This window comes from Bosea sp. RAC05 (assembly GCF_001713455.1).
GTDB lineage: Bacteria > Pseudomonadota > Alphaproteobacteria > Rhizobiales > Beijerinckiaceae > Allobosea.
This window is the reverse complement of record NZ_CP016464.1, coordinates 3,650,544-3,668,774: the sequence shown is the minus strand read 5'-3', so window position 1 is coordinate 3,668,774 and position 18,231 is coordinate 3,650,544. Positions and strand designations below refer to the sequence as shown.

At 67.8% G+C, this 18,231-nt stretch carries 23 protein-coding genes; 20 read left to right on the top strand and 3 right to left on the bottom strand.

Annotated features, from left to right (window positions below; translation table 11 throughout):
* The first annotated feature begins 43 nt into the window (after positions 1 to 43).
* The 8 genes from BSY19_RS20865 to BSY19_RS20830 all read left to right on the top strand — a co-directional run bounded on the left by BSY19_RS20865 (position 44) and on the right by BSY19_RS20830 (position 6,494).
* Complete coding sequence (locus BSY19_RS20865; protein WP_069055817.1) at positions 44 to 838, top strand: thymidylate synthase; 795 nt, start codon at positions 44 to 46, stop codon at positions 836 to 838.
* Positions 835 to 1,317, top strand: a complete 483-nt coding sequence (locus tag BSY19_RS20860; protein ID WP_069055816.1) for a GNAT family N-acetyltransferase — start codon at positions 835 to 837, stop codon at positions 1,315 to 1,317. Before BSY19_RS20865 ends, BSY19_RS20860 begins: the two co-directional genes overlap by 4 nt.
* A gap of 3 nt (positions 1,318 to 1,320) precedes the next feature.
* Complete coding sequence (locus BSY19_RS20855) at positions 1,321 to 1,836, top strand: dihydrofolate reductase (RefSeq protein ID WP_069055815.1); 516 nt, start codon at positions 1,321 to 1,323, stop codon at positions 1,834 to 1,836.
* 153 nt (positions 1,837 to 1,989) lie between these two features.
* Positions 1,990 to 3,162: an FtsH protease activity modulator HflK gene (gene hflK / locus BSY19_RS20850; RefSeq protein ID WP_069055814.1), complete on the top strand. Its 1,173-nt coding sequence runs from the start codon at positions 1,990 to 1,992 to the stop codon at positions 3,160 to 3,162.
* Positions 3,159 to 4,088 (top strand): protease modulator HflC, encoded by a 930-nt coding sequence (hflC, locus tag BSY19_RS20845; protein ID WP_069055813.1) that lies wholly within the window; start codon positions 3,159 to 3,161, stop codon positions 4,086 to 4,088. The genes hflK and hflC overlap by 4 nt, the downstream gene beginning before the upstream one ends.
* A gap of 18 nt (positions 4,089 to 4,106) precedes the next feature.
* Positions 4,107 to 4,292, top strand: a complete 186-nt coding sequence (locus BSY19_RS20840) for a DUF2065 domain-containing protein (protein WP_069055812.1) — start codon at positions 4,107 to 4,109, stop codon at positions 4,290 to 4,292.
* 144 nt (positions 4,293 to 4,436) lie between these two features.
* Positions 4,437 to 5,975, top strand: coding sequence for a Do family serine endopeptidase (locus BSY19_RS20835; RefSeq protein ID WP_069055811.1), 1,539 nt, complete (start codon positions 4,437 to 4,439; stop codon positions 5,973 to 5,975).
* 177 nt (positions 5,976 to 6,152) lie between these two features.
* The gene (locus BSY19_RS20830) at positions 6,153 to 6,494 is read left to right on the top strand and encodes a DHCW motif cupin fold protein (protein WP_069055810.1); all 342 of its coding nucleotides are present in this window, start codon (positions 6,153 to 6,155) and stop codon (positions 6,492 to 6,494) included.
* On the opposite strand, the gene serB is transcribed toward BSY19_RS20830, so the two are convergent.
* The gene (gene serB / locus BSY19_RS20825; RefSeq protein ID WP_069055809.1) at positions 6,491 to 7,375 is read right to left on the bottom strand and encodes a phosphoserine phosphatase SerB; all 885 of its coding nucleotides are present in this window, start codon (positions 7,373 to 7,375) and stop codon (positions 6,491 to 6,493) included. The genes BSY19_RS20830 and serB overlap by 4 nt on opposite strands.
* A gap of 17 nt (positions 7,376 to 7,392) precedes the next feature.
* Here serB and miaA point away from each other — a divergent pair, with 17 nt between their 5' ends.
* Positions 7,393 to 8,328, top strand: coding sequence for a tRNA (adenosine(37)-N6)-dimethylallyltransferase MiaA (miaA, locus tag BSY19_RS20820; RefSeq protein ID WP_069055808.1), 936 nt, complete (start codon positions 7,393 to 7,395; stop codon positions 8,326 to 8,328).
* A 4-nt stretch (positions 8,329 to 8,332) separates the two neighbouring features.
* Here the strand turns inward: miaA and BSY19_RS20815 are convergent, their stop codons facing one another.
* Positions 8,333 to 9,793, bottom strand: a complete 1,461-nt coding sequence (locus BSY19_RS20815) for a GGDEF domain-containing protein (RefSeq protein ID WP_069055807.1) — start codon at positions 9,791 to 9,793, stop codon at positions 8,333 to 8,335.
* Between the two features lie 331 nt (positions 9,794 to 10,124).
* Here BSY19_RS20815 and BSY19_RS20810 point away from each other — a divergent pair, with 331 nt between their 5' ends.
* The 11 genes from BSY19_RS20810 to BSY19_RS20765 all read left to right on the top strand — a co-directional run bounded on the left by BSY19_RS20810 (position 10,125) and on the right by BSY19_RS20765 (position 17,414).
* On the top strand, positions 10,125 to 11,888 hold the full coding sequence (locus BSY19_RS20810) for an acetolactate synthase 3 large subunit (RefSeq protein ID WP_069055806.1): 1,764 nt from the start codon (positions 10,125 to 10,127) through the stop codon (positions 11,886 to 11,888).
* Between the two features lie 148 nt (positions 11,889 to 12,036).
* Positions 12,037 to 12,744, top strand: coding sequence for an aspartate/glutamate racemase family protein (locus BSY19_RS20805; protein ID WP_069057282.1), 708 nt, complete (start codon positions 12,037 to 12,039; stop codon positions 12,742 to 12,744).
* On the top strand, positions 12,741 to 13,454 hold the full coding sequence (locus BSY19_RS20800) for a glutathione S-transferase family protein (protein WP_069055805.1): 714 nt from the start codon (positions 12,741 to 12,743) through the stop codon (positions 13,452 to 13,454). The genes BSY19_RS20805 and BSY19_RS20800 overlap by 4 nt, the downstream gene beginning before the upstream one ends.
* The gene (ilvN, locus tag BSY19_RS20795) at positions 13,451 to 13,990 is read left to right on the top strand and encodes an acetolactate synthase small subunit (protein WP_069055804.1); all 540 of its coding nucleotides are present in this window, start codon (positions 13,451 to 13,453) and stop codon (positions 13,988 to 13,990) included. Before BSY19_RS20800 ends, ilvN begins: the two co-directional genes overlap by 4 nt.
* 54 nt (positions 13,991 to 14,044) lie before the next feature.
* Positions 14,045 to 14,374: an AbrB/MazE/SpoVT family DNA-binding domain-containing protein gene (locus BSY19_RS20790; protein WP_069055803.1), complete on the top strand. Its 330-nt coding sequence runs from the start codon at positions 14,045 to 14,047 to the stop codon at positions 14,372 to 14,374.
* The gene (locus tag BSY19_RS20785; protein WP_069055802.1) at positions 14,340 to 14,720 is read left to right on the top strand and encodes a type II toxin-antitoxin system PemK/MazF family toxin; all 381 of its coding nucleotides are present in this window, start codon (positions 14,340 to 14,342) and stop codon (positions 14,718 to 14,720) included. The genes BSY19_RS20790 and BSY19_RS20785 overlap by 35 nt, the downstream gene beginning before the upstream one ends.
* Positions 14,717 to 14,929, top strand: a complete 213-nt coding sequence (locus BSY19_RS20780) for a hypothetical protein (RefSeq protein WP_069055801.1) — start codon at positions 14,717 to 14,719, stop codon at positions 14,927 to 14,929. The genes BSY19_RS20785 and BSY19_RS20780 overlap by 4 nt, the downstream gene beginning before the upstream one ends.
* Positions 14,930 to 15,029: 100 nt before the next feature.
* On the top strand, positions 15,030 to 15,680 hold the full coding sequence (locus BSY19_RS20775; RefSeq protein WP_069055800.1) for a TetR/AcrR family transcriptional regulator C-terminal domain-containing protein: 651 nt from the start codon (positions 15,030 to 15,032) through the stop codon (positions 15,678 to 15,680).
* A gap of 47 nt (positions 15,681 to 15,727) precedes the next feature.
* Entirely contained in the window at positions 15,728 to 16,747 is a 1,020-nt protein-coding gene (ilvC, locus tag BSY19_RS20770) for a ketol-acid reductoisomerase (RefSeq protein WP_069055799.1), read from the top strand.
* Between the two features lie 241 nt (positions 16,748 to 16,988).
* Positions 16,989 to 17,165, top strand: coding sequence for a hypothetical protein (locus tag BSY19_RS28045; RefSeq protein ID WP_171905183.1), 177 nt, complete (start codon positions 16,989 to 16,991; stop codon positions 17,163 to 17,165).
* Between the two features lie 24 nt (positions 17,166 to 17,189).
* A complete protein-coding gene (locus BSY19_RS20765; RefSeq protein WP_069055798.1) occupies positions 17,190 to 17,414 on the top strand; it encodes a hypothetical protein in 225 nt (74 codons plus the stop codon).
* 210 nt (positions 17,415 to 17,624) lie between these two features.
* On the opposite strand, the gene BSY19_RS20760 is transcribed toward BSY19_RS20765, so the two are convergent.
* Entirely contained in the window at positions 17,625 to 18,167 is a 543-nt protein-coding gene (locus BSY19_RS20760) for a DedA family protein (RefSeq protein ID WP_069055797.1), read from the bottom strand.
* Positions 18,168 to 18,231: the final 64 nt, after the last annotated feature.

The following is an 18,231-nucleotide window of genomic DNA, read 5'->3' as shown; positions in this document are numbered from 1 at the left end:
CGGCCTGCGGCTATGGTGTCGCCGTTTCGATCGAGATTCGCTCATGCACCAGTATCACGACCTGCTCCGACGCGTCCTGGACGAGGGTGTCCGCAAGGATGACCGCACCGGCACCGGCACGCTGGCCGTGTTCGGCCACCAGATGCGCTTCGATCTGAGCGAGGGCTTCCCGCTCGTCACGACCAAGAAGCTGCATCTGAAGTCGATCATCCACGAGCTGATCTGGTTCCTGCGCGGCGACACCAATGTCCGCTACCTGCAGGAGAACGGCGTCACGATCTGGGACGAATGGGCCGACGAGAAGGGCGATCTCGGCCCGGTCTATGGGCGGCAGTGGCGCTCCTGGCCCGCGCCCGATGGCAGCACGATCGACCAGATCGCCTGGTTGGTGGGCGAGATCCGGCGCAATCCGGATTCGCGCCGGCTGATCGTCTCGGCCTGGAACCCCGCCGACATCCCGAAGATGGCGCTGGCGCCGTGCCACTGCCTGTTCCAGTTCTTCGTGGCCGATGGAAAACTGTCCTGCCAGCTCTACCAGCGCTCGGCCGACGTCTTCCTCGGCGTGCCCTTCAACATCGCCAGCTATGCCCTGCTGACGCATATGGTGGCGCAGGTGACGGGGCTGCGCGTCGGCGACTTCGTGCATTCCTTCGGCGACACGCATCTCTATGTGAATCATCTCGACCAGGCGAAGCTGCAGCTGACGCGCGAGTTCAGGCCGCTGCCGAAGCTCGCGCTCAACCCGGCGGTGACGAAGCTCGAGGATTTCAGCTTCGCCGACGTGACGATCGAGGGCTACGACCCGCATCCGGCGATCAAGGCTCCGATCGCGGTATGACGCTCACCATCCGTCCCGCCCGGCCGCACGAGGCCGGCCTCGTGCTCGATTTCATCAGGGCGCTCGCCGAGTATGAGAGGCTCGCCGACCATGTCGTTGCGACGGAGGCCGAGATCGCGGCCGCGCTCTTCGGCGACAACCCCAGGGCCTTCTGCGACATCGCCGAGTGGAATGGCGAGCCGGCGGGTTTTTCGGTCTGGTTCTACACCTACTCGACCTTCTCCGGCCGCCACGGCATCTGGCTCGAGGATCTCTTCGTCCACCCGCCCTTCCGCGGCCACGGCATCGGCAAGGCGCTGATGGCGGGGCTGGCGAAGCGCTGCATCGACGAAGGCCTGCCCCGGCTCGCCTGGTGGGTGCTGAACTGGAACGAGCCCTCGCGCGTGTTCTACCGGTCGCTGGGTGCCAAGGCGCAGGACGAATGGACGGTGAAGCGCCTCGACGGCGAGGCGCTGGCGCGGCTGGCAGGGCAGGGCTGACCGATGGCTTCGCTTCCGATCGTTCTCGTCGCGGCCGTGGCCGACAATGGCGTCATCGGTGACGACAACCGCCTGATCTGGCGGCTGAAGACCGATCTGCGCCGGTTCCGCAGCCTGACGCTGGGCCGACCCGTGCTGATGGGGCGCAAGACCTTCCTCTCCATCGGCAAGCCGCTGCCGGGACGCGAGACGATCGTCCTGACGCGAGATCCCGCCTTCCGCCCTGAGGGCGTCCGCACCGCAGCCGATCTCGACGCCGCGCTGGCTCTGGCCCAGCAGCTGGGGGCGCAGATGGGGGCCGACAGCGTCACGGTCGCCGGCGGGGTGGAGGTCTACAGGCAGGTGCTGCCGCTGGCTGACCGGCTCGAGCTCACCTTCGTCCACACGGCTCCGGCGGGTGACGCCGTGTTTCCCGAGTGGGACCGCTCCGCCTTCGCCGCGGATGGACGCGAAAGCCATCCGGCCAGCCCCGATGACGAGCACCCCTTCACTTTCGCGACCTTTCGCCGCCGGGCCTGAGCCGCTTTCCGTTCACGATGAAGACCTTGCGTCGTTGACGAATCCATGGCCCATGCCCAAGTCAGCGCAGACCGCTCCGGCTGGGGAGCGCTGACAAGTGACCGCCGATCGCCTAAGGCGATGAGAGCGGCATAGGAAGGGAACGGCGCGAGTATGCCTTGGAGCAACCAGAGCGGCGGTGGCAATAACGGGGGCGGACCCTGGGGCCAGCGCGGGGGAAGCGGCGGCGGCGGTGGCGGCGGCGGCCCCTGGGGCGGCGGCTCCGGTGGCGGCGGCAACAGCGGCCCGCCCGATCTCGAGGACATCCTGCGTCGCAGCCAGGACCGCCTGCGCAACATGATGCCGGGCGGCAATCTCGGCGGGCGCGGCCTGATTTTCGGGCTGCTCGCGCTGTTGGTGATCTGGCTTCTGACGGGCTGGTACATCGTTCGCCCGAACGAGGTCGGCCTGAATCTCCGCTTCGGCCAGTTCATCGGCAAGACCGGCGAAGGCCTGAACTACAATTGGCCCTATCCGATCGGCAGCGTGATCAAGCCTCAGGTGACCAATGTCGTCACCACCGAGGTCGGCTTCCGCACCGTCGAGTCCGTGCGCGCCTCGCGCCAGTCGGACGTGATCGAAGAGAGCCTGATGCTCACCGGCGACGAGAACATCGTCGACATCGACGTGATCGTGCAGTGGCAGATCGATCCGGCCGCTCCGGAGAACTACGTCTTCAACATCCAGGACCCGCCGGGCACCGTGAAGGCCGTCGCCGAGAGCGCGATGCGCGAGATCATCGGCCGGCGCAACATCCAGCCCGTGCTGACCACCGATCGCGCCGCGATCGAGACCGAGGTGCGCCAGCTGATGCAGGAGACCCTGAACGGCTACAATGCTGGCGTGCAGATCCGCCTCGTGCAGCTGCAGAAGGTCGATCCGCCGCAGCAGGTCATCGATGCGTTCCGTGACGTCCAGGCGGCGCGCGCCGACCAGGAGCGCCTGCGCAACGAGGCCGAGACCTATGCCAACCGGGTCGTCCCGGAATCGCGCGGTCGTGCGGCCCAGTTGCTCCAGTCGGCGGAAGCCTTCAGGGAGCAGACCGTGGCCGAGGCGCTCGGTCAGGCCAGCCGCTTCAACGCGGTCTACGAGCAGTACAAGCTGGCGCCCGCGGTGACCCGCGAACGCCTCTTCCTCGAAACGATGGAGCGCGTGCTCGGCGGCACCGACAAGATCATTCTCGACAGCAGGGGCAACAGCCAGGGCGTCGTGCCCTATCTGCCGCTCGACCAGTTGCAGCAGAGGCGCCCCGCTCCGGGCGCCCCCCAGACGGGAGCTGTCCGATGAACGGCACCATCATCCGCATCGGCCTGCTCGTTGTCCTCGGCATCGCGGCGGTCGTCTTCTACGCGATGACCTTCGTGGTCCAGCAGACGCAGTCGGCCCTCGTGCTGCGCTTCGGCGCGGTCCGCAGCGTCGTCACGGCGCCGGGCCTCTACTTCAAGCTGCCGGCTCCGTTCGAGCAGGTCACCCTGCTCGACAACCGCATCCTCGACCTCGACCTGCCGGCGCAGGAAATCATTGCCTCGGACCAGAAGCGTCTCGTGGTCGATGCCTTCACGCGCTACCGCATCTCCGATCCGCTGCGCTTCTACCAGGCGGTCAACAACATCCCGCGCGCCAACTCGCAGCTCGCCTCGATCGTCAACGGTAACGTGCGCTCGGTGCTGGCGGAGGCGAGCTTCACCTCGATGGTCCGCAACGACCGGGCGCGGCTGATGAACCGCATCCGCGACGAGGTGAACCGCGAGGCCGCGCGCTTCGGCATGACCGTGGTCGACGTCCGCCTGCGGCGCGTCGATCTGCCGGCGGCCAACTCGGCGGCCGTGTTCCAGCGGATGCAGACGGAGCGTCAGCGCGAGGCGGCCGAGGCGCGTGCGCTCGGTGCCCAGCAGGCCCAGGAGATCCGGGCCCGTGCGGACAGGGATTCGACCGTGATCGTGGCCGAAGCCCAGCGCCGTTCCGATGAAGTCCGCGGCCAGGGCGAAGGCGAACGCAACCGCGTCTTCGCCGAGGCGTTCGGCAAGGATCAGGAGTTCTTCGCGTTCTACCGCTCGATGCAGGCCTATGAAGCCAGCATCAAGGCGGGCGACACGCGCATGGTCCTATCGCCGGATTCGCCGTTCTTCCGGTTCTTCAACGGTCCGAACGCGCCCCGCACCGACGCCCAGCCGACGCTGCCGCAAGCGACGCCGGCCCCGGCCCGTCCCTGACCCCGTCTGGCGCCGCGCATGTGGGATTTCGTTGCGGCGCTGGGCCTCGTTTTCGCGATCGAGGGCATCCTGTTCGCAGCGGTCCCCCATCTCGCCAAGGAGGCGCTGCGAAGCGCCTCCGAAACGCCTCCGGAGACCATGCGGCTGATCGGCATCGGTTCGGCCGCGCTCGGCGTCCTGCTCGTCTGGTTTGTCCGCGGTTGACTGGCATACAACCTGTGGGCGGCCGGCAGAATGGCCGCCCGGTCGCATGATCGTGTGTCGACCTTCCGCCGCATTTCGCGGTTCAATTGAAGATACGGCTTCCGCGCCGTGCGACTCGGCCGGATTTTCTTCACGAGGACACTGATGGCAACCAAACCCGTCTCGGCTACCGCAACCCTGGCGCCCGCTTCGCGGCGCATCGCGCTCGCCGCCGGTGTGGGCGTGCTCTCGCTGCTGATGTCGCCCGTCATCGCGTCCGCGCAGACGGCCTCGGCGCCGATCCTGCAGGGCCAGATGTCGCTGGCGGATCTCGCCGAACGCGTCATGCCGGCGGTGGTCAACATCGCCGCGGTGACGACCAACGACACCCGCGGGCGCACCCTGCCGCAGATCCCGCAGCTCGGCCCCGACACGCCCTTCGGCGATCTGTTCGAGGAATTCTTCAACCGCCGCGGCCAGGGCCAGCAGGGCCAGGGCCAGGGTCAGGCGCCGCAGCAGCGCCGTTCGCAATCGGCCGGCTCGGGCTTCGTGATCGATTCGTCGGGCCTGGTCGTGACCAACAATCACGTCATCGGCGACGCCAACGAGATCACCGTGATCTTCAACAGCGGCCTGCGGCTCAAGGCCGAGGTCGTCGGCAAGGACGCCAAGGTCGACCTCGCGGTCCTGCGCGTGAAGCACGACAAGCCGCTGCCGGCGGTGAAGTTCGGCGATTCCGACAAGATGCGCATCGGCGATCCGGTGATGGCGATCGGCAACCCGTTCGGGCTCGGCGGCTCGGTGTCGTCGGGCATCGTCTCGGCCCGCAACCGCGACATCCAGCAGGGCCCCTACGACACCTACCTCCAGACCGATGCGGCCATCAACAAGGGCAATTCGGGCGGTCCGCTGTTCAACATGGCCGGCGAGGTCATCGGCATCAACACGGCGATCCTGTCGCCCACGGGCGGCTCGGTCGGCATCGGCTTCGCCGTGCCGTCCTCGCTGGCGACCTCGATCGTCGACCAGCTCAAGGAGTTCGGCGAGACCCGCCGCGGCTGGCTGGGCGTGCGCATCCAGAGCGTCGATGACGCCACCGCCGAGGCGCTGGGCCTCGGCACGGCGCGCGGCGCGCTGGTCGCCGGCGTCGACGAGAAGGGCCCCGGCAAGCCGGCCGGCCTCGATGTCGGCGACGTGATCACCAAGTTCGACGGCAAGGAGGTCAAGGATTCGCGCGACCTGCCGCGCATCGTCGCCGCGACCCCGGTCGGCAAGGACGTGCCGGTCACGATCATGCGCAAGGGCAAGGAAGAGGTGAAGACGGTCAAGCTCGGCCGCCTCGAGGATGGCGAGAAGGTGCAGCCGGCCTCGGCGCGCACGCCAGCCGAGCCGGCCAAGCCCGCCGTCACCACAGCGCTCGGGCTCGAGTTCTCGCCGCAGACCGAGGAGCTGCGCAAGCGCTACTCGATCAAGGAGGGCGTCAAGGGCGTCGTGGTCACCAAGGTCGACCCGAACTCCAACGCCGCCGACAAGCGCGTGCAGGTTGGCGAGCTGATCGTCGAGATCGGCCAGGAGCCGGTGAACTCGCCCGACGACGTGACCAAGCGCCTCGACGCGCTGAAGAAGGAGGGCAAGAAGTCGGCCCTGCTGCTGGTCTCGAACGCCCAGGGCGAGGTCCGCTTCGTCGCCGTCGCGATGAACTGAGCGATCCCGGCCATTTCGGTTTCGAGGGCGGCCGCGAGGCCGCCCTTTTTCGTGGGCCGGCTTTCATGGGCCGGTTTTCCTGGGCCGGCGTCGCCGTGATGGTGGGGATGAGCGATCGGCATTGGTGCCGGCCCGCGCACGCTGGCAGGGTGACGGCACGCTTCCGGAGAGCCTGCGATGAAACTGAGCGACATTCCCTTCGTCACGACCGACTGGTCGACGGTGCCGACCGAGCGCCATGCCGGCGATGTCGGCGAGGCGCTCTGGCGCGTGCAGTTCTTCGGCCCGGCCGAGAACCGGATCCGGGTGCGGATGGTCGAGTACAGCCCCGGCTACGAGGCCGACCACTGGTGCTCCAAGGGCCACATCATCCTGTGCCTCGAGGGCTCGATGGAGACGACGCTGGAGGATGGGCGGGTGATGCCGCTCAGGGCCGGCATGAGCTACCAGGTCGCCGATGGCGCCGAGGCGCATCGCTCGCGGACCGTGACCGGCGCGAAGCTGTTCATCGTCGACTAGCTGCGGATGATCTCCGCACCGGTATAACCCTGCGCATAGAGCAGCGCGGTCAGATCGGCATGATCGAGCCGCGCATGGGCGGCGGCCGCGACCGCCGGCTTGGCGCGGAAGGCGACGCCGAGGCCGGCCTCGCCGAGCATGGCGAGGTCGTTTGCGCCGTCGCCCACGGCCAGCGTCTGCGCAGGAGACAGCGCGTGCCGCGCGCGCAGCTCGACCAGCGCGTCGAGCTTGGCCTGCTTGCCGAGGATCGGATCGGCGACCTCGCCGATCAGGACATCGTCCTGCGCGAGCAGGGTGTTGGAGCGGTGCTCGTCGAAGCCGATGGTCGTGCTGATCGGGCCGGTGAAGACGGTGAAACCGCCCGAGACCAGCGCGGTGTAGCCGCCCTGGCGGCGCATCGTCATGACGAGCTCGCGCCCGCCCGGCGTCAGCGTGATGCGCTCGCGGATGATCTCAGCCACGACCGAGAGCGGCACGCCCTTCAGCAGGGCGACGCGTTCGCGCAGCGCCGGCTCGAAGGCGATCTCGCCGCGCATGGCGCGCTCGGTGATGCCGGAGACCTTCTCCTTCAGCCCGACATAGGCGGCGAGCTCGTCGATGCATTCCTGGCCGATCATGGTCGAATCCATGTCGGCGAGGAACAGCGCCTTGCGGCGCGTCGCGGCCGGCTGGACGACGATGTCGATGGCGGCATCGCCGAGCAGTGGCCGCAGCGCGGCTTCGAGCTTGCGCGCGTCGCCGGGTTCCGCGAAGAGGTCGGCCGCGATCTCGCCGTCGAGGCGCTGCGTGCGCAGCGCGCCAGGCAGGGCGGCGATGCGCTTCAGCAGGGCGTCGTCGAGCAGTGCCTGTCCATGGGCGGAAACCAGTGTCGCGACGAGCATGTGAAGGGCCGGATCAGGTGAACGGAGCAGCGGAGGGGATCAGGGCCGTGCTCATCGCAGGTCCGACCGCGAGCGGCAAGTCGGCGCTGGCGATCGCGATCGCGCGCCGGTTCGGCGGCGCCGTCGTCAACGCCGATTCGATGCAGGTCTATGCCGATCTGCGGACGCTCACCGCCCGCCCCACGGTGGAAGAGGAAGCGGTGGTGCCGCACCGGCTCTACGGCCATGTCGACGGCGCCGTGAATCATTCGGCGATGCGCTATGCCGCCGACGTCGCCACGGTGCTGGCCGAACTGGCGCAGAGCGGCTCACTGCCGGTCATCGTCGGTGGCACGGGGCTCTACTTCAAGGCGCTGACCGAGGGCTTCTCCGCCATTCCCCCGGTTCCCGAGGCGGTCCGCACCGCCTTCCGCGAACGGGTGGCCGACGAGGAGACCGGCTCCCTGCACGCCGAGCTCTGCGGGCTCGACCCCGTCATGGGCGAGCGGCTGCGCCCCAGCGACCGGATGCGGATCATGCGGGCGCTGGAGGTGAAGATCGCGACCGGGCGCTCGCTGGCGAGCTTCCAGGGCGAGCGCCGGCCCGGCCCGCTCGACGGCCTGCCGCTTTTGAAGCTCTTCGTCAGCCCCGAGCGCGAGGAGGTGCGCCGCCGGATCGATGCGCGCTTCGAGGCGATGATGGCGCTGGGCGCGCTGGCGGAGGTGGCGGCGCTGCGGGACCGCCGGCTCGACCCGCTGCTGCCGGTCATGCGAGCCCATGGCGTGCCCGGGCTGATCGCCCATCTTGACGGGGCGATGGGGTTGGACGAGGCGATCGCGCGCGGCCAGGCCGATACGCGCGCCTATGCCAAGCGGCAGATGACGTGGTTCCGCCACCAGATGCCGGACTGGCAGGCGGTGGCGCCGGAGGCGGCGCTGGAAGGGGCGCTGCGCGCGCTCGCGCCCGCCGGCTGAGGGCTCAGGCGGCGATGACGAGATCGGGGTCGGCGAGGCGGATACAGCTGCGTCCGTCATGCTTGGCGCGGTAGAGCGCCTTGTCGGCGCGGGCGATCAGGTCCGGCAGGGTCTCGCCGCGCTGGCGGCAGGCGACGCCGAGGCTGGCGGTGATCGGCAGCGCCAGCGTTTCCGAGACGGGGAGAAGGCGGGAGGCCAGTGCCTCCTGAATGCGCAGCGCAACCCGCAGCGCCGCTTCGAGATTGGCGGTGGGCAGCAGCATGGCGAACTCCTCGCCACCGAAGCGCCCCACCAGATCGCGCTCCATCCGGACCTGGCCGAGCAGCAGGTCGGCGAAGGCGCGGATCACCGCATCGCCCGCGAGATGGCCGTGGCAATCGTTGACTGCCTTGAAGTGATCGATGTCGATGATGATCAGCGAGACGTCGGAGCCGCTGTCGTCGCTGGCCTGGATGGCGCGATGGGCTTTTTCGGTGAAGGAGCGGCGGTTGAGCAGGGCCGTCAGCGGATCGGTCTCGGCCAGGCGGCGCAGCTCCTGCTCGCGCTCGTCGCGGTAGCCCATCTCTTCCGACAGGGCACGGCGCGTCGCACGTTCGCGGCTGACCTCGAGCGCGAGCGTCGCGGCGCGGCTTTGCAGCGTCTGGTTGGCGACGACGAGTTCCGAAATGTCGCTGATGGTCATCACCAGACCGTCGCCCAGGGGCGCGACGGCGATCTGCAGCCAGACGGTCCGGCCATCGGCGCTCCACGACGTCTCGATCCGGTCGGGCCGTCGCAGATCGAGCGCGAAGAGGCAGCGCTGCCAGACCTGCGGGTCCGCCAGGAAGGGCAGGGCGAGCCTTGCGTCGAGATCGAGCAGATCGGCGTCCGCTCGCCCCGCCATCGCAGCCGCCTGGCGATTGGCGGTGATGACGACGAGGCGGTCGAGCTGGCCCGCCGAGTCACGGAAGGCCCGCAGGGCGACGATGCCCGAGGGCGAGGTGTCGAGCACGGCCACGAGCAACTCCTCGTGGAACTGCAGCGGACGGCTGAAGACGATGAGGTGACGGCTGCCATCCGCGGCGGTCGTCGGCATCAGCAGCCGCTCCCAGAGGCACACGCGCACGCTCGCGAGCGACCGGTGCACGGTGTAGGTGGCGCGGCCCTCGGCGAGGGTGCGGTCGCAGCAGGTGATGGTGAAGGCCGCGACCTGCCCGGTCATCGCCGAGACGCGCTCGCGCAGGCGGCTCGCGCCGACATAGCGGATGATCTCGCGCCCGTAATGGCTGAAGGCGTAGTCGCCGTCTCCGGTCGGCGTCAGCACCATCAGGTCGTCGCCGAAGCGCGGCATGACCTCGTCGCGGAAGTGCTCGAAGGAGACGCCCGAAGGGCCGCGCGCGCAGGCTTCGAAGCGCTGCAGCAGCTGGCTGATCTCGGGCGCATTCGCTCTCGCGGCGATATGGTCGGTATGGACTTCTTGGTACATGGCCTCTCTCGGACCGCCTGACCGAACGCTACCAACCGCGGGTTGAGAAAGTGTTCCGGCATGCCATCGTCTTTTTCGCAGCGCCGAGGCCTGCCGATACGGCACCGCAGGACGCTTGACCCGGCGGCCCGCCTCGTCTAGCGTCCCGCAACATCTGCAAAGGGTCGAAGCGCCATGCGCAAGCTTATTATCGTAGGGGTGCGCTGGTAGGGGCCGGTTCTCGCAAGAGCCGCGTCTTCCCGACGCCAGCGCACGTCCAGGCCCCTCGCGGGCCTTTTTTATTGCCCGCTTTCCGACCTCGTTGTCCACCGAACTGCCGCAGGAGACCGTTATGAGCGAGATGATGACCGGTGCCGAAATGGTCGTCCGCGCGCTTCAGGATCAGGGTGTCGAACATCTGTTCGGCTATCCCGGAGGCGCCGTGCTGCCGATCTATGACGCGCTGTTCCAGCAGGACAAGGTCAAGCATGTCCTCGTCCGCCACGAGCAGGGCGCCGTCCACGCGGCCGAGGGCTATGCGCGCTCGACGGCCGGCAAGGTCGGCTGCGTCCTCGTCACCTCCGGCCCCGGCGCGACCAATGCGGTCACCGGGCTGACCGACGCGCTGCTGGATTCGATCCCGCTCGTCGTTATCACCGGCCAGGTGCCGACGCATCTGATCGGGTCGGACGCGTTCCAGGAATGCGACACGGTCGGCATCACGCGCTCCTGCACCAAGCACAACTACCTGGTGAAGAGCATTACGGATCTGCCGCGGATCCTGCACGAGGCCTTCTATGTCGCGGCGAATGGCCGCCCAGGCCCCGTCGTCATCGACATTCCCAAGGACATCCAGTTCGCGAGCGGCCTCTACAGCCGCCCGCGCGACAACCAGCACAAGACCTACCGTCCGACCGTCAAGGGTGACCTGAACAAGATCAAGGCGGCGGTCGCGCTGATGGCGAGTGCCAAGAAGCCGGTCTTCTACACCGGCGGCGGCGTCATCAATGCCGGCCCGCACGCCTCCGCCCTGCTGCGGGAACTCGTGCGGCTGACCGGTTTCCCGGTGACCTCGACCCTGATGGGGCTCGGTGCCTTCCCGGCCGCCGACAAGCAGTGGCTCGGCATGCTCGGCATGCACGGCACCTACGAGGCCAATCTCGCGATGCATGACTGCGACGTCATGATCAACATCGGCGCGCGCTTCGACGACCGGATCACCGGGCGGCTCGACGGCTTCTCGCCGCGCTCGCGGAAGATCCATATCGACATCGACCCGTCCTCGATCAACAAGACGGTCAAGGTCGACATCGGCATCGTCGGCGACTGCGCCCATGTGCTCGAGGACATGGTCCGCGTCTGGCGCGAGACTTCGCCCCAGATCGACAAGACCGCGCTGACCGCCTGGTGGACGCAGATCGACGGCTGGCGGGCCCGCCAGAGCCTCGCCTACAAGCAGTCCGGATCGGTCATCAAGCCGCAATATGCGATCGAGCGGCTCTATGAGCTGACCAAGAACCGCGACACCTACATCACGACCGAGGTCGGCCAGCACCAGATGTGGGCGGCGCAGTATTACCGCTTCGAGGAGCCCAACCGCTGGATGACCTCGGGCGGCCTGGGGACGATGGGCTACGGCCTGCCGGCCGCCATCGGCGTGCAGATGAAGCATCCCAAGGCGCTCGTCATCGACATCGCCGGCGAGGCCTCGATCCTGATGAACATGCAGGAGATGTCGACGGCGGTGCAGTACCGGCTGCCGGTCAAGATCTTCATCCTGAACAACGAGTACATGGGCATGGTGCGCCAGTGGCAGGAACTCCTGCATGGTGGCCGCTATTCCGAGAGCTATTCGGAATCGCTGCCCGATTTCGTGAAGCTGGCCGAGGCCTATGGCGGCCACGGCATCCGCTGCTCGGACCCGGCCTTGCTCGACGACGCGATCATGGAGATGATCGAGACGCCAAAGCCGGTCATCTTCGACTGCCTCGTCGCCAAGCAGGAGAACTGCTTCCCGATGATCCCGTCGGGCAAGGCCCATAACGAGATGATCCTGCCCGATTTCGAGGGCGATACCGGCGAGATCATCGACGCCAAGGGCAAGCAGCTGGTGTGACGGGCTGGGTTCTCTCGAGCCCTCATCCTGAGGAGCGCCGCAGGCGCGTCTCGAAGGATGCTCCAGGAGGCTCGGGAGACATCTGGATCATCCTTCGAGACGCGGGCTTGCGCCCGCTCCTCAGGATGAGGGCTGAGGGGATATGACCATGACGACCATCGGCCTGATCGGCGGCATGAGCTGGGAATCGACGGCGGTCTATTACCGGCTGCTGAACGAGGGCGTGCGGGCGCGGCGGGGCGGGCTGCGCTCGGCCGATATCCTGCTCCACTCGCTCGATTTCGCGCCGGTCGCCGAGATGCAGGCGCAGGGCGACTGGGACGGGGCCGGTGCCCTGCTGGCGGAGAGCGCGCTGCGGCTGGAGCGGGCCGGAGCCGGGTGCCTCCTGCTCTGCACCAACACCATGCACAAGGTGGCCGACCGCATCACCGCCGCGACGCGCGTTCCCTTCCTGCATCTGGCCGACGTCACCGCCAAGGCGGTGAAGCGCCGGGGCGTCCGCCGGCCGCTGCTGCTGGCGACGCGCTTCACGATGGAGCAGCGCTTCTATCTCGGCCGGCTCGCCGCCTTCGGAATCGAGGCGATGGTGCCCGACGAGGCGCAACGGGCCGAGATCCACCGCGTCATCTACGAGGAACTCTGCCGGGGGCGCATCGCGCCGGCCTCGAAGGCGCGCTATCTCGCGATCATCGAGGAGGCCGCGGCACAGGGTGCCGACGGCGTGATCCTCGGCTGCACCGAGATCGGGATGCTGATCGGGCAGGACGATCTCGACCTGCCGGTGTTCGACACCACCGCGCTCCATGTCGAGGCGGCGCTCGACTTCGCCCTGGCGGCAGAAAGCCAGGCGGCATGAAACTCGTCATCGCCAACAGGAACTACTCGTCCTGGTCGCTGCGGCCCTGGCTGCTGCTCACGCAGTTCGGAATCCCGTTCGAGGAGGTCGTGGTCCCCTTCGGCCCGACCTTCGACGACCCCGCCTGGAAGCAGGTCATCGCGCAGTACTCGCCCGCAGGGAAGGTGCCTGTGTTGATCGACGGCGCGATCCACATCTGGGAATCGCTGGCGATCCTGGAATATGTCGCCGACACGCGGCCTGACCTGCCGATCTGGCCGCGCGATCCCGCGGCGCGGGCGATGGCGCGCTCGGTTTCCAGCGAGATGCATGCCGGCTTCTCGGCCCTGCGTGGCGCCTGCCCGATGAACCTGGCCTGGATTCATCCGGCGCGCGACCGCGGCCCGAAGGTCGCGGCCGATGTCGCCCGGATCACGGCGATCTGGCGACAGGCGCGCGAGAGCTTCGGTGCCGAGGGGCCATTCCTGTTTGGAGCCTTCAGCGCTGCGGACGCGATGTATGCGCCGGTCGTGGCGCGGTTCGCAGGCTACTCGATCCCGCTCGACCCGGTCTGCGCTGACTACGTCGCCGCAATCACGACGACCAGAGGCTACCAGGCCTGGCGCGCCGCCGCCTTCGCCGAACCCTGGATCGTCTCCGAAGACGAAGTCGACGAGCCCGTCCTAACCGATTTCCGCCCCCATCTGACCGCAAGCCGAGCCTCCTCATGAACACGTCGTCGCATTATCCCAACGCCCCCGTCGCCCAGCCGGTCGCCCGGCACACACTGGCCGTGATCGTCGACAACGAGCCGGGCGTGCTGGCGCGCATCGCCGGCCTGTTTTCCGGCCGCGGCTACAACATCGAGAGCCTGACCGTCTCGGAGACCGAGCACGAGAAGCATCTCTCGCGGATCACCGTCGTGACCTCCGGGACCGCGGCCGTGATCGACCAGATCAAGGCCCATCTCGACCGGCTCGTGCCCGTCCATCGCGTCGTCGACCTGACGCTGCAGGGCGAGGCGCTGGAGCGCGAACTCGCGCTGGTCAAGGTCGTCGGCAAGGGCGATCACCGCGTCGAGGCGATGCGGCTGGCGGCGGCCTTCGGCGCGCGCACGCTCGACGCCTCGCTGACCTCCTTCGTGTTCGAGCTGACCGGCACGACCGAGGAGATCGAGCGCTTCATCAAGCTGATGACGGCTGTGGGGCTGACCGAGGTTTCCCGCACCGGCATCGCCGCGATGAGCCGCGGCCCCGAGGCGATGTAGCCTTTGCGGATATCCGGGCACGGTGTTACGGATATCCGGTCAGGGAGGCGCGCCATGAAGGTCCAGGTCGCCAAATGGGGCAACAGCACCGCCGTGCGGTTGCCGAAGGCCGTGGTGGAGCAACTCGGCCTCAAGCCGGGCATGACGGTCGACGTGTCGGTGGAGGATGGAAAGCTCCGGCTTGTGCCTCTTGAGGGCATGGACGAGACAGCGTGTCCGCCGGGTCGGCCCGAACCTTTTCCGGTGACGCTGGAATGGATGATCGAGGAAGCACGGCGTCTGGGCGGCCTAGAGAACGCACCTCGCGACGATGTGGATTGGGGGCCCGATGTGGGCTCCGAGGTGATCTATGACGACTACAATCCGCGCAAGCGGGCATCCTGAGCCTGGCGAGGTCTACTGGGTCGATCTCGACCCTGTCCTCGGTTCGGAGCAGGCTGGTCGGCGACCTGTCATCGTCTTGTCCGACGACTCGCTTCACCAGTTCTCCTCACGCATCCTGATCTGCCCCATTACATCGAACCCTCAGCCTTGGCCGACGAAAGTCGAAATCCCTGCGGGCTGCGTCGTGCGCGGCTTCGTGCTGACCGATCAGGTCCGCATGATCGATCGTGACTTTCGCAAGCTGCGCCTCATCGGCAGGCTACCCGAAGCGGTGACTCTGCGTGTCAGACACCGCGTCGCAGCGTATATGAACATCATCCCCATGACCGAAACATCGCAATCATGACCCTCGAACAGATCGCGCTCGGCCTCGGCGTCGCCGGCTTCGGCTGTTTCGGCTGGCCGATCCTGCAGCGCCTGCGGGGAGCCGCGCCGGCGGAGGCTCCGGGCAGCGGCGCGAGCCTGCGCTCGCCGCTGTGGTGGGCTGGCTTCGTGCTGACGGCTGCGGCCATCTTCCTGCAGCGCATGGCCAGCCAGCAGGGTGGCGCTCCCTGATCGCGCAGGCCGACCGAAACAGGCTTGCGCGCGCCCGTATGCTGCGCTAGAGAGCCGAACCGTAACGTACGGTACGGTTACCTCCGGTGTTCGAGCGAGCATGACCAGCACGCCTCCCATGGCAGAGACGGACGAGCCGACGGCACGGCAGCAGGCCGTGCTCGACGCCGTGCTGTCGCTGATGGTGGAGGAGGGCGACCAGCTTACCATGACGGCGGTGGCGCGCCGGGCGAGCTGCTCGAAGGAGACGCTCTACAAATGGTTCGGCGACCGCGACGGGCTGCTGACAGCGACGGTTCGTTGGCAGGCGGCGCGGGTTCGGGCCGGCCGTTATGACAGGCCGACACTCGACATCGCGACGCTGCGCGACAGCCTGAAGGGCTTTGCCGAAACCTGGCTCACTGTCATTTCGAGCCCGACCTCGATCGCACTCAACCGGCTGGCGATCGGCCATGCGGCCTCGCGCAAGAGCAATCTCGGCAGCATCGTCCTGGCGAATGGCCGTTTCGCCATCGGCGAGCGGCTGCGGCCGGTGCTCGAGGCCGGGCGCGAGGCGGGGCTCCTGGCCTTCGAGGATTCCGAGACGGCGTTTCGCACTTTCTTCGGCCTCGTGGGCCGCGACGTGCAGATCCGCCTGCTGCTCGGCGATGGCCTGACCTTCGCCCCGGACGAGATCGCGCGCGACGCCGCCCGGGCCACCGACCAGTTCCTCACCCTTTACGGACGGCCGACAACCGCCCGGCGAGCCTGAAGAAACCACCCGATCCTGAAAAACCACCCCAAGGAAGGACCACTCACATGCGCGTCTATTACGATCGTGATGCCGACATCAACCTGATCAAGGGCAAGAAGGTCTGCATCGTCGGCTACGGCTCCCAGGGCCATGCCCATGCGCTCAACCTGCGCGATTCCGGCGTCAAGGACGTCGTCATCGCGCTGAAGGCCGGCTCGCCGACCCGCAAGAAGGCCGAAGAGGCCGGCTTCAAGGTGATGACCCCGACCGAGGCCGCCAAGGTCTCCGACATCATGATGATGCTGACCCCCGACGAGCTGCAGGGCGACATCTATCGCGACGAGCTGCACGGCAACATGAAGCAGGGCGCCGCGCTGCTGTTCGCGCACGGCCTCAATGTGCATTTCAACCTGATCGAGCCGCGCAAGGACCTCGACGTGCTGATGGTCGCCCCCAAGGGCCCCGGCCACACCGTGCGCTCCGAGTATCAGCGCGGCGGCGGCGTGCCGACCCTGATCGCGATCCACCAGGATGCCACCGGCAACGCCCATGACCTCGGCCTGTCCTATGCGTCGGCCAATGGCGGCGGCCGCGCCGGCATCATCGAGACCACCTTCAAGGAAGAGTGCGAGACCGATCTCTTCGGCGAGCAGGTCGTGCTCTGCGGCGGCCTCGTCGAGCTGATCAAGGCCGGCTACGAGACGCTGACGGAAGCGGGCTACGCTCCCGAGATGGCCTATTTCGAGTGCCTCCACGAGGTGAAGCTGATCGTCGACCTGATCTATGAGGGCGGCATCGCGAACATGAACTACTCGATCTCGAACACGGCCGAGTACGGCGAGTACGTCACCGGTCCGCGCATCATCACCGCCGAGACCAAGGCGGAGATGAAGCGCGTGCTGACCGACATCCAGTCGGGCAAGTTCACCCGCGACTGGATGCTGGAGAACAAGGTCAACCAGACCTCGTTCAAGGCGACGCGCGCCCGCTACGCCGCCCACCCGATCGAGGAGGTCGGCGCCAAGCTCCGCGACATGATGCCCTGGATCAAGGCCAAGGCGCTCGTCGACAAGACCAAGAACTGATCCGCTTCGGTGGGCGCCCTCGCGAGAGGGCGCTTCCCGATCTGATTCAGGTGTCTGCGGGATCGATTCAGAGTCTCGCGACAAGTCTTTGACATCACAGCGTTCCGGCTTGCCGGGACAGGAGGCGGGCGCAGCGATGCGCCCGCCTTTTCTCATGCCTCCATCATCGCCCTCGCTGCTGGCCGGAACCGGGGTGGCAGGCGCGCGTTGCCTCTGCGACGGATCAACGGGAGAGGCCGAGATGGGACAGGACAGGAGAGGCGCCGAACGAGGCGCCCATGCGGACCGTGTCCCCCAGCCCGAGGCGCGGGCCGCTCCGCGCGAGCCGGCCGAGAATGGTCTGGTCCTGACGGCCGTGATCGGCGGCGCCGCCCTGGCACTTCTGTTCAACACCTTCATCGCCCTGATCCCGGGCTGAACCGACGGCTTCGAGGAGACCGAGATGACCAGCAATGTCGAACAGCGCGCCAAGGCGCAGGGCGAAGACCTGTCCGGCGGCGATGCCTTGCCGCCGATGCGTGCCGCTGACCACAGCGATGCCCACCCGGCCGTCGAGACGCCGGTCGAGGCGCGGCAGGGTTTCCTCGGCGCGCCGGTCCTGATGGTGCTGATCGGCGGCCTGGTGCTGGCGGTGGTCGCCTGGTTTGCGGTCGAGTGGATCGCCTGAGCCGTCAGGCAGCCCGAGACGGCCAGGGCCGTATCGCGTGGGGCCGCTAAACCCCGAAGCCGGAATGGGAGGTCGTTATGACGATGTCCAAGCTTCTCCACGGCCCGCTCGCCGCCGGCATCGGGCTTCTGCTGTCGATGGCCCTGTTGCTGGCGGTGATCCTGGGCATGGCGTGATGCGGTTTGCGGCGCGCAGGACGGGCAGGGGGCCTCAGCGGACGAACAGCGTGCCCTGCTTGGCCATCTCGGCCAGCGTGCCGCCGCCATAGATCAGGCTGAAGCCCCAGGCCATCGAGGCCAGCCAGTTGGCGATCTGGAACGGCCAGAACGGCATCTTGACGATGCCGGCGACGATGGCGACCACTGCCCGCAGCGGCCCGAAGAAATGGCCGATCAGGATGCTGGCGACGCCCCATTTCTCGAAGAAGGCGTGGCCGCGCTCCAGCATCTGCGGATTGTTGCGGAAGGGCCAGTAATCATCGACGCGCGGTCCCAGGACCTGGCCGGCCCAGTAGGAAATCCAGAAGCCGAAGCCGGCGCCCACCGAGGCGGCCAGGGCCAGTGGCCCGAGATTGAGCCCCGACGCCCCGGCGACGGCGCCGAAGGCGGTGAAGAACACCGTCGCGGGCACCAGCCAGGACAGCAGCGCGACGCATTCGCAGAAGGCGATCAGGAAGACGATCGGGATCGCCCATTCCTGGTTGGCGCGCATGAACTCGACGAGCGTCTGCATCCAGAGTTCGAGTTGGGCCATGTCCGTTCCGGGCTGCGGGTTGAGGGCCCGCGGCTTATCGCTGCCGGGCCGCTGCAGCGCAACC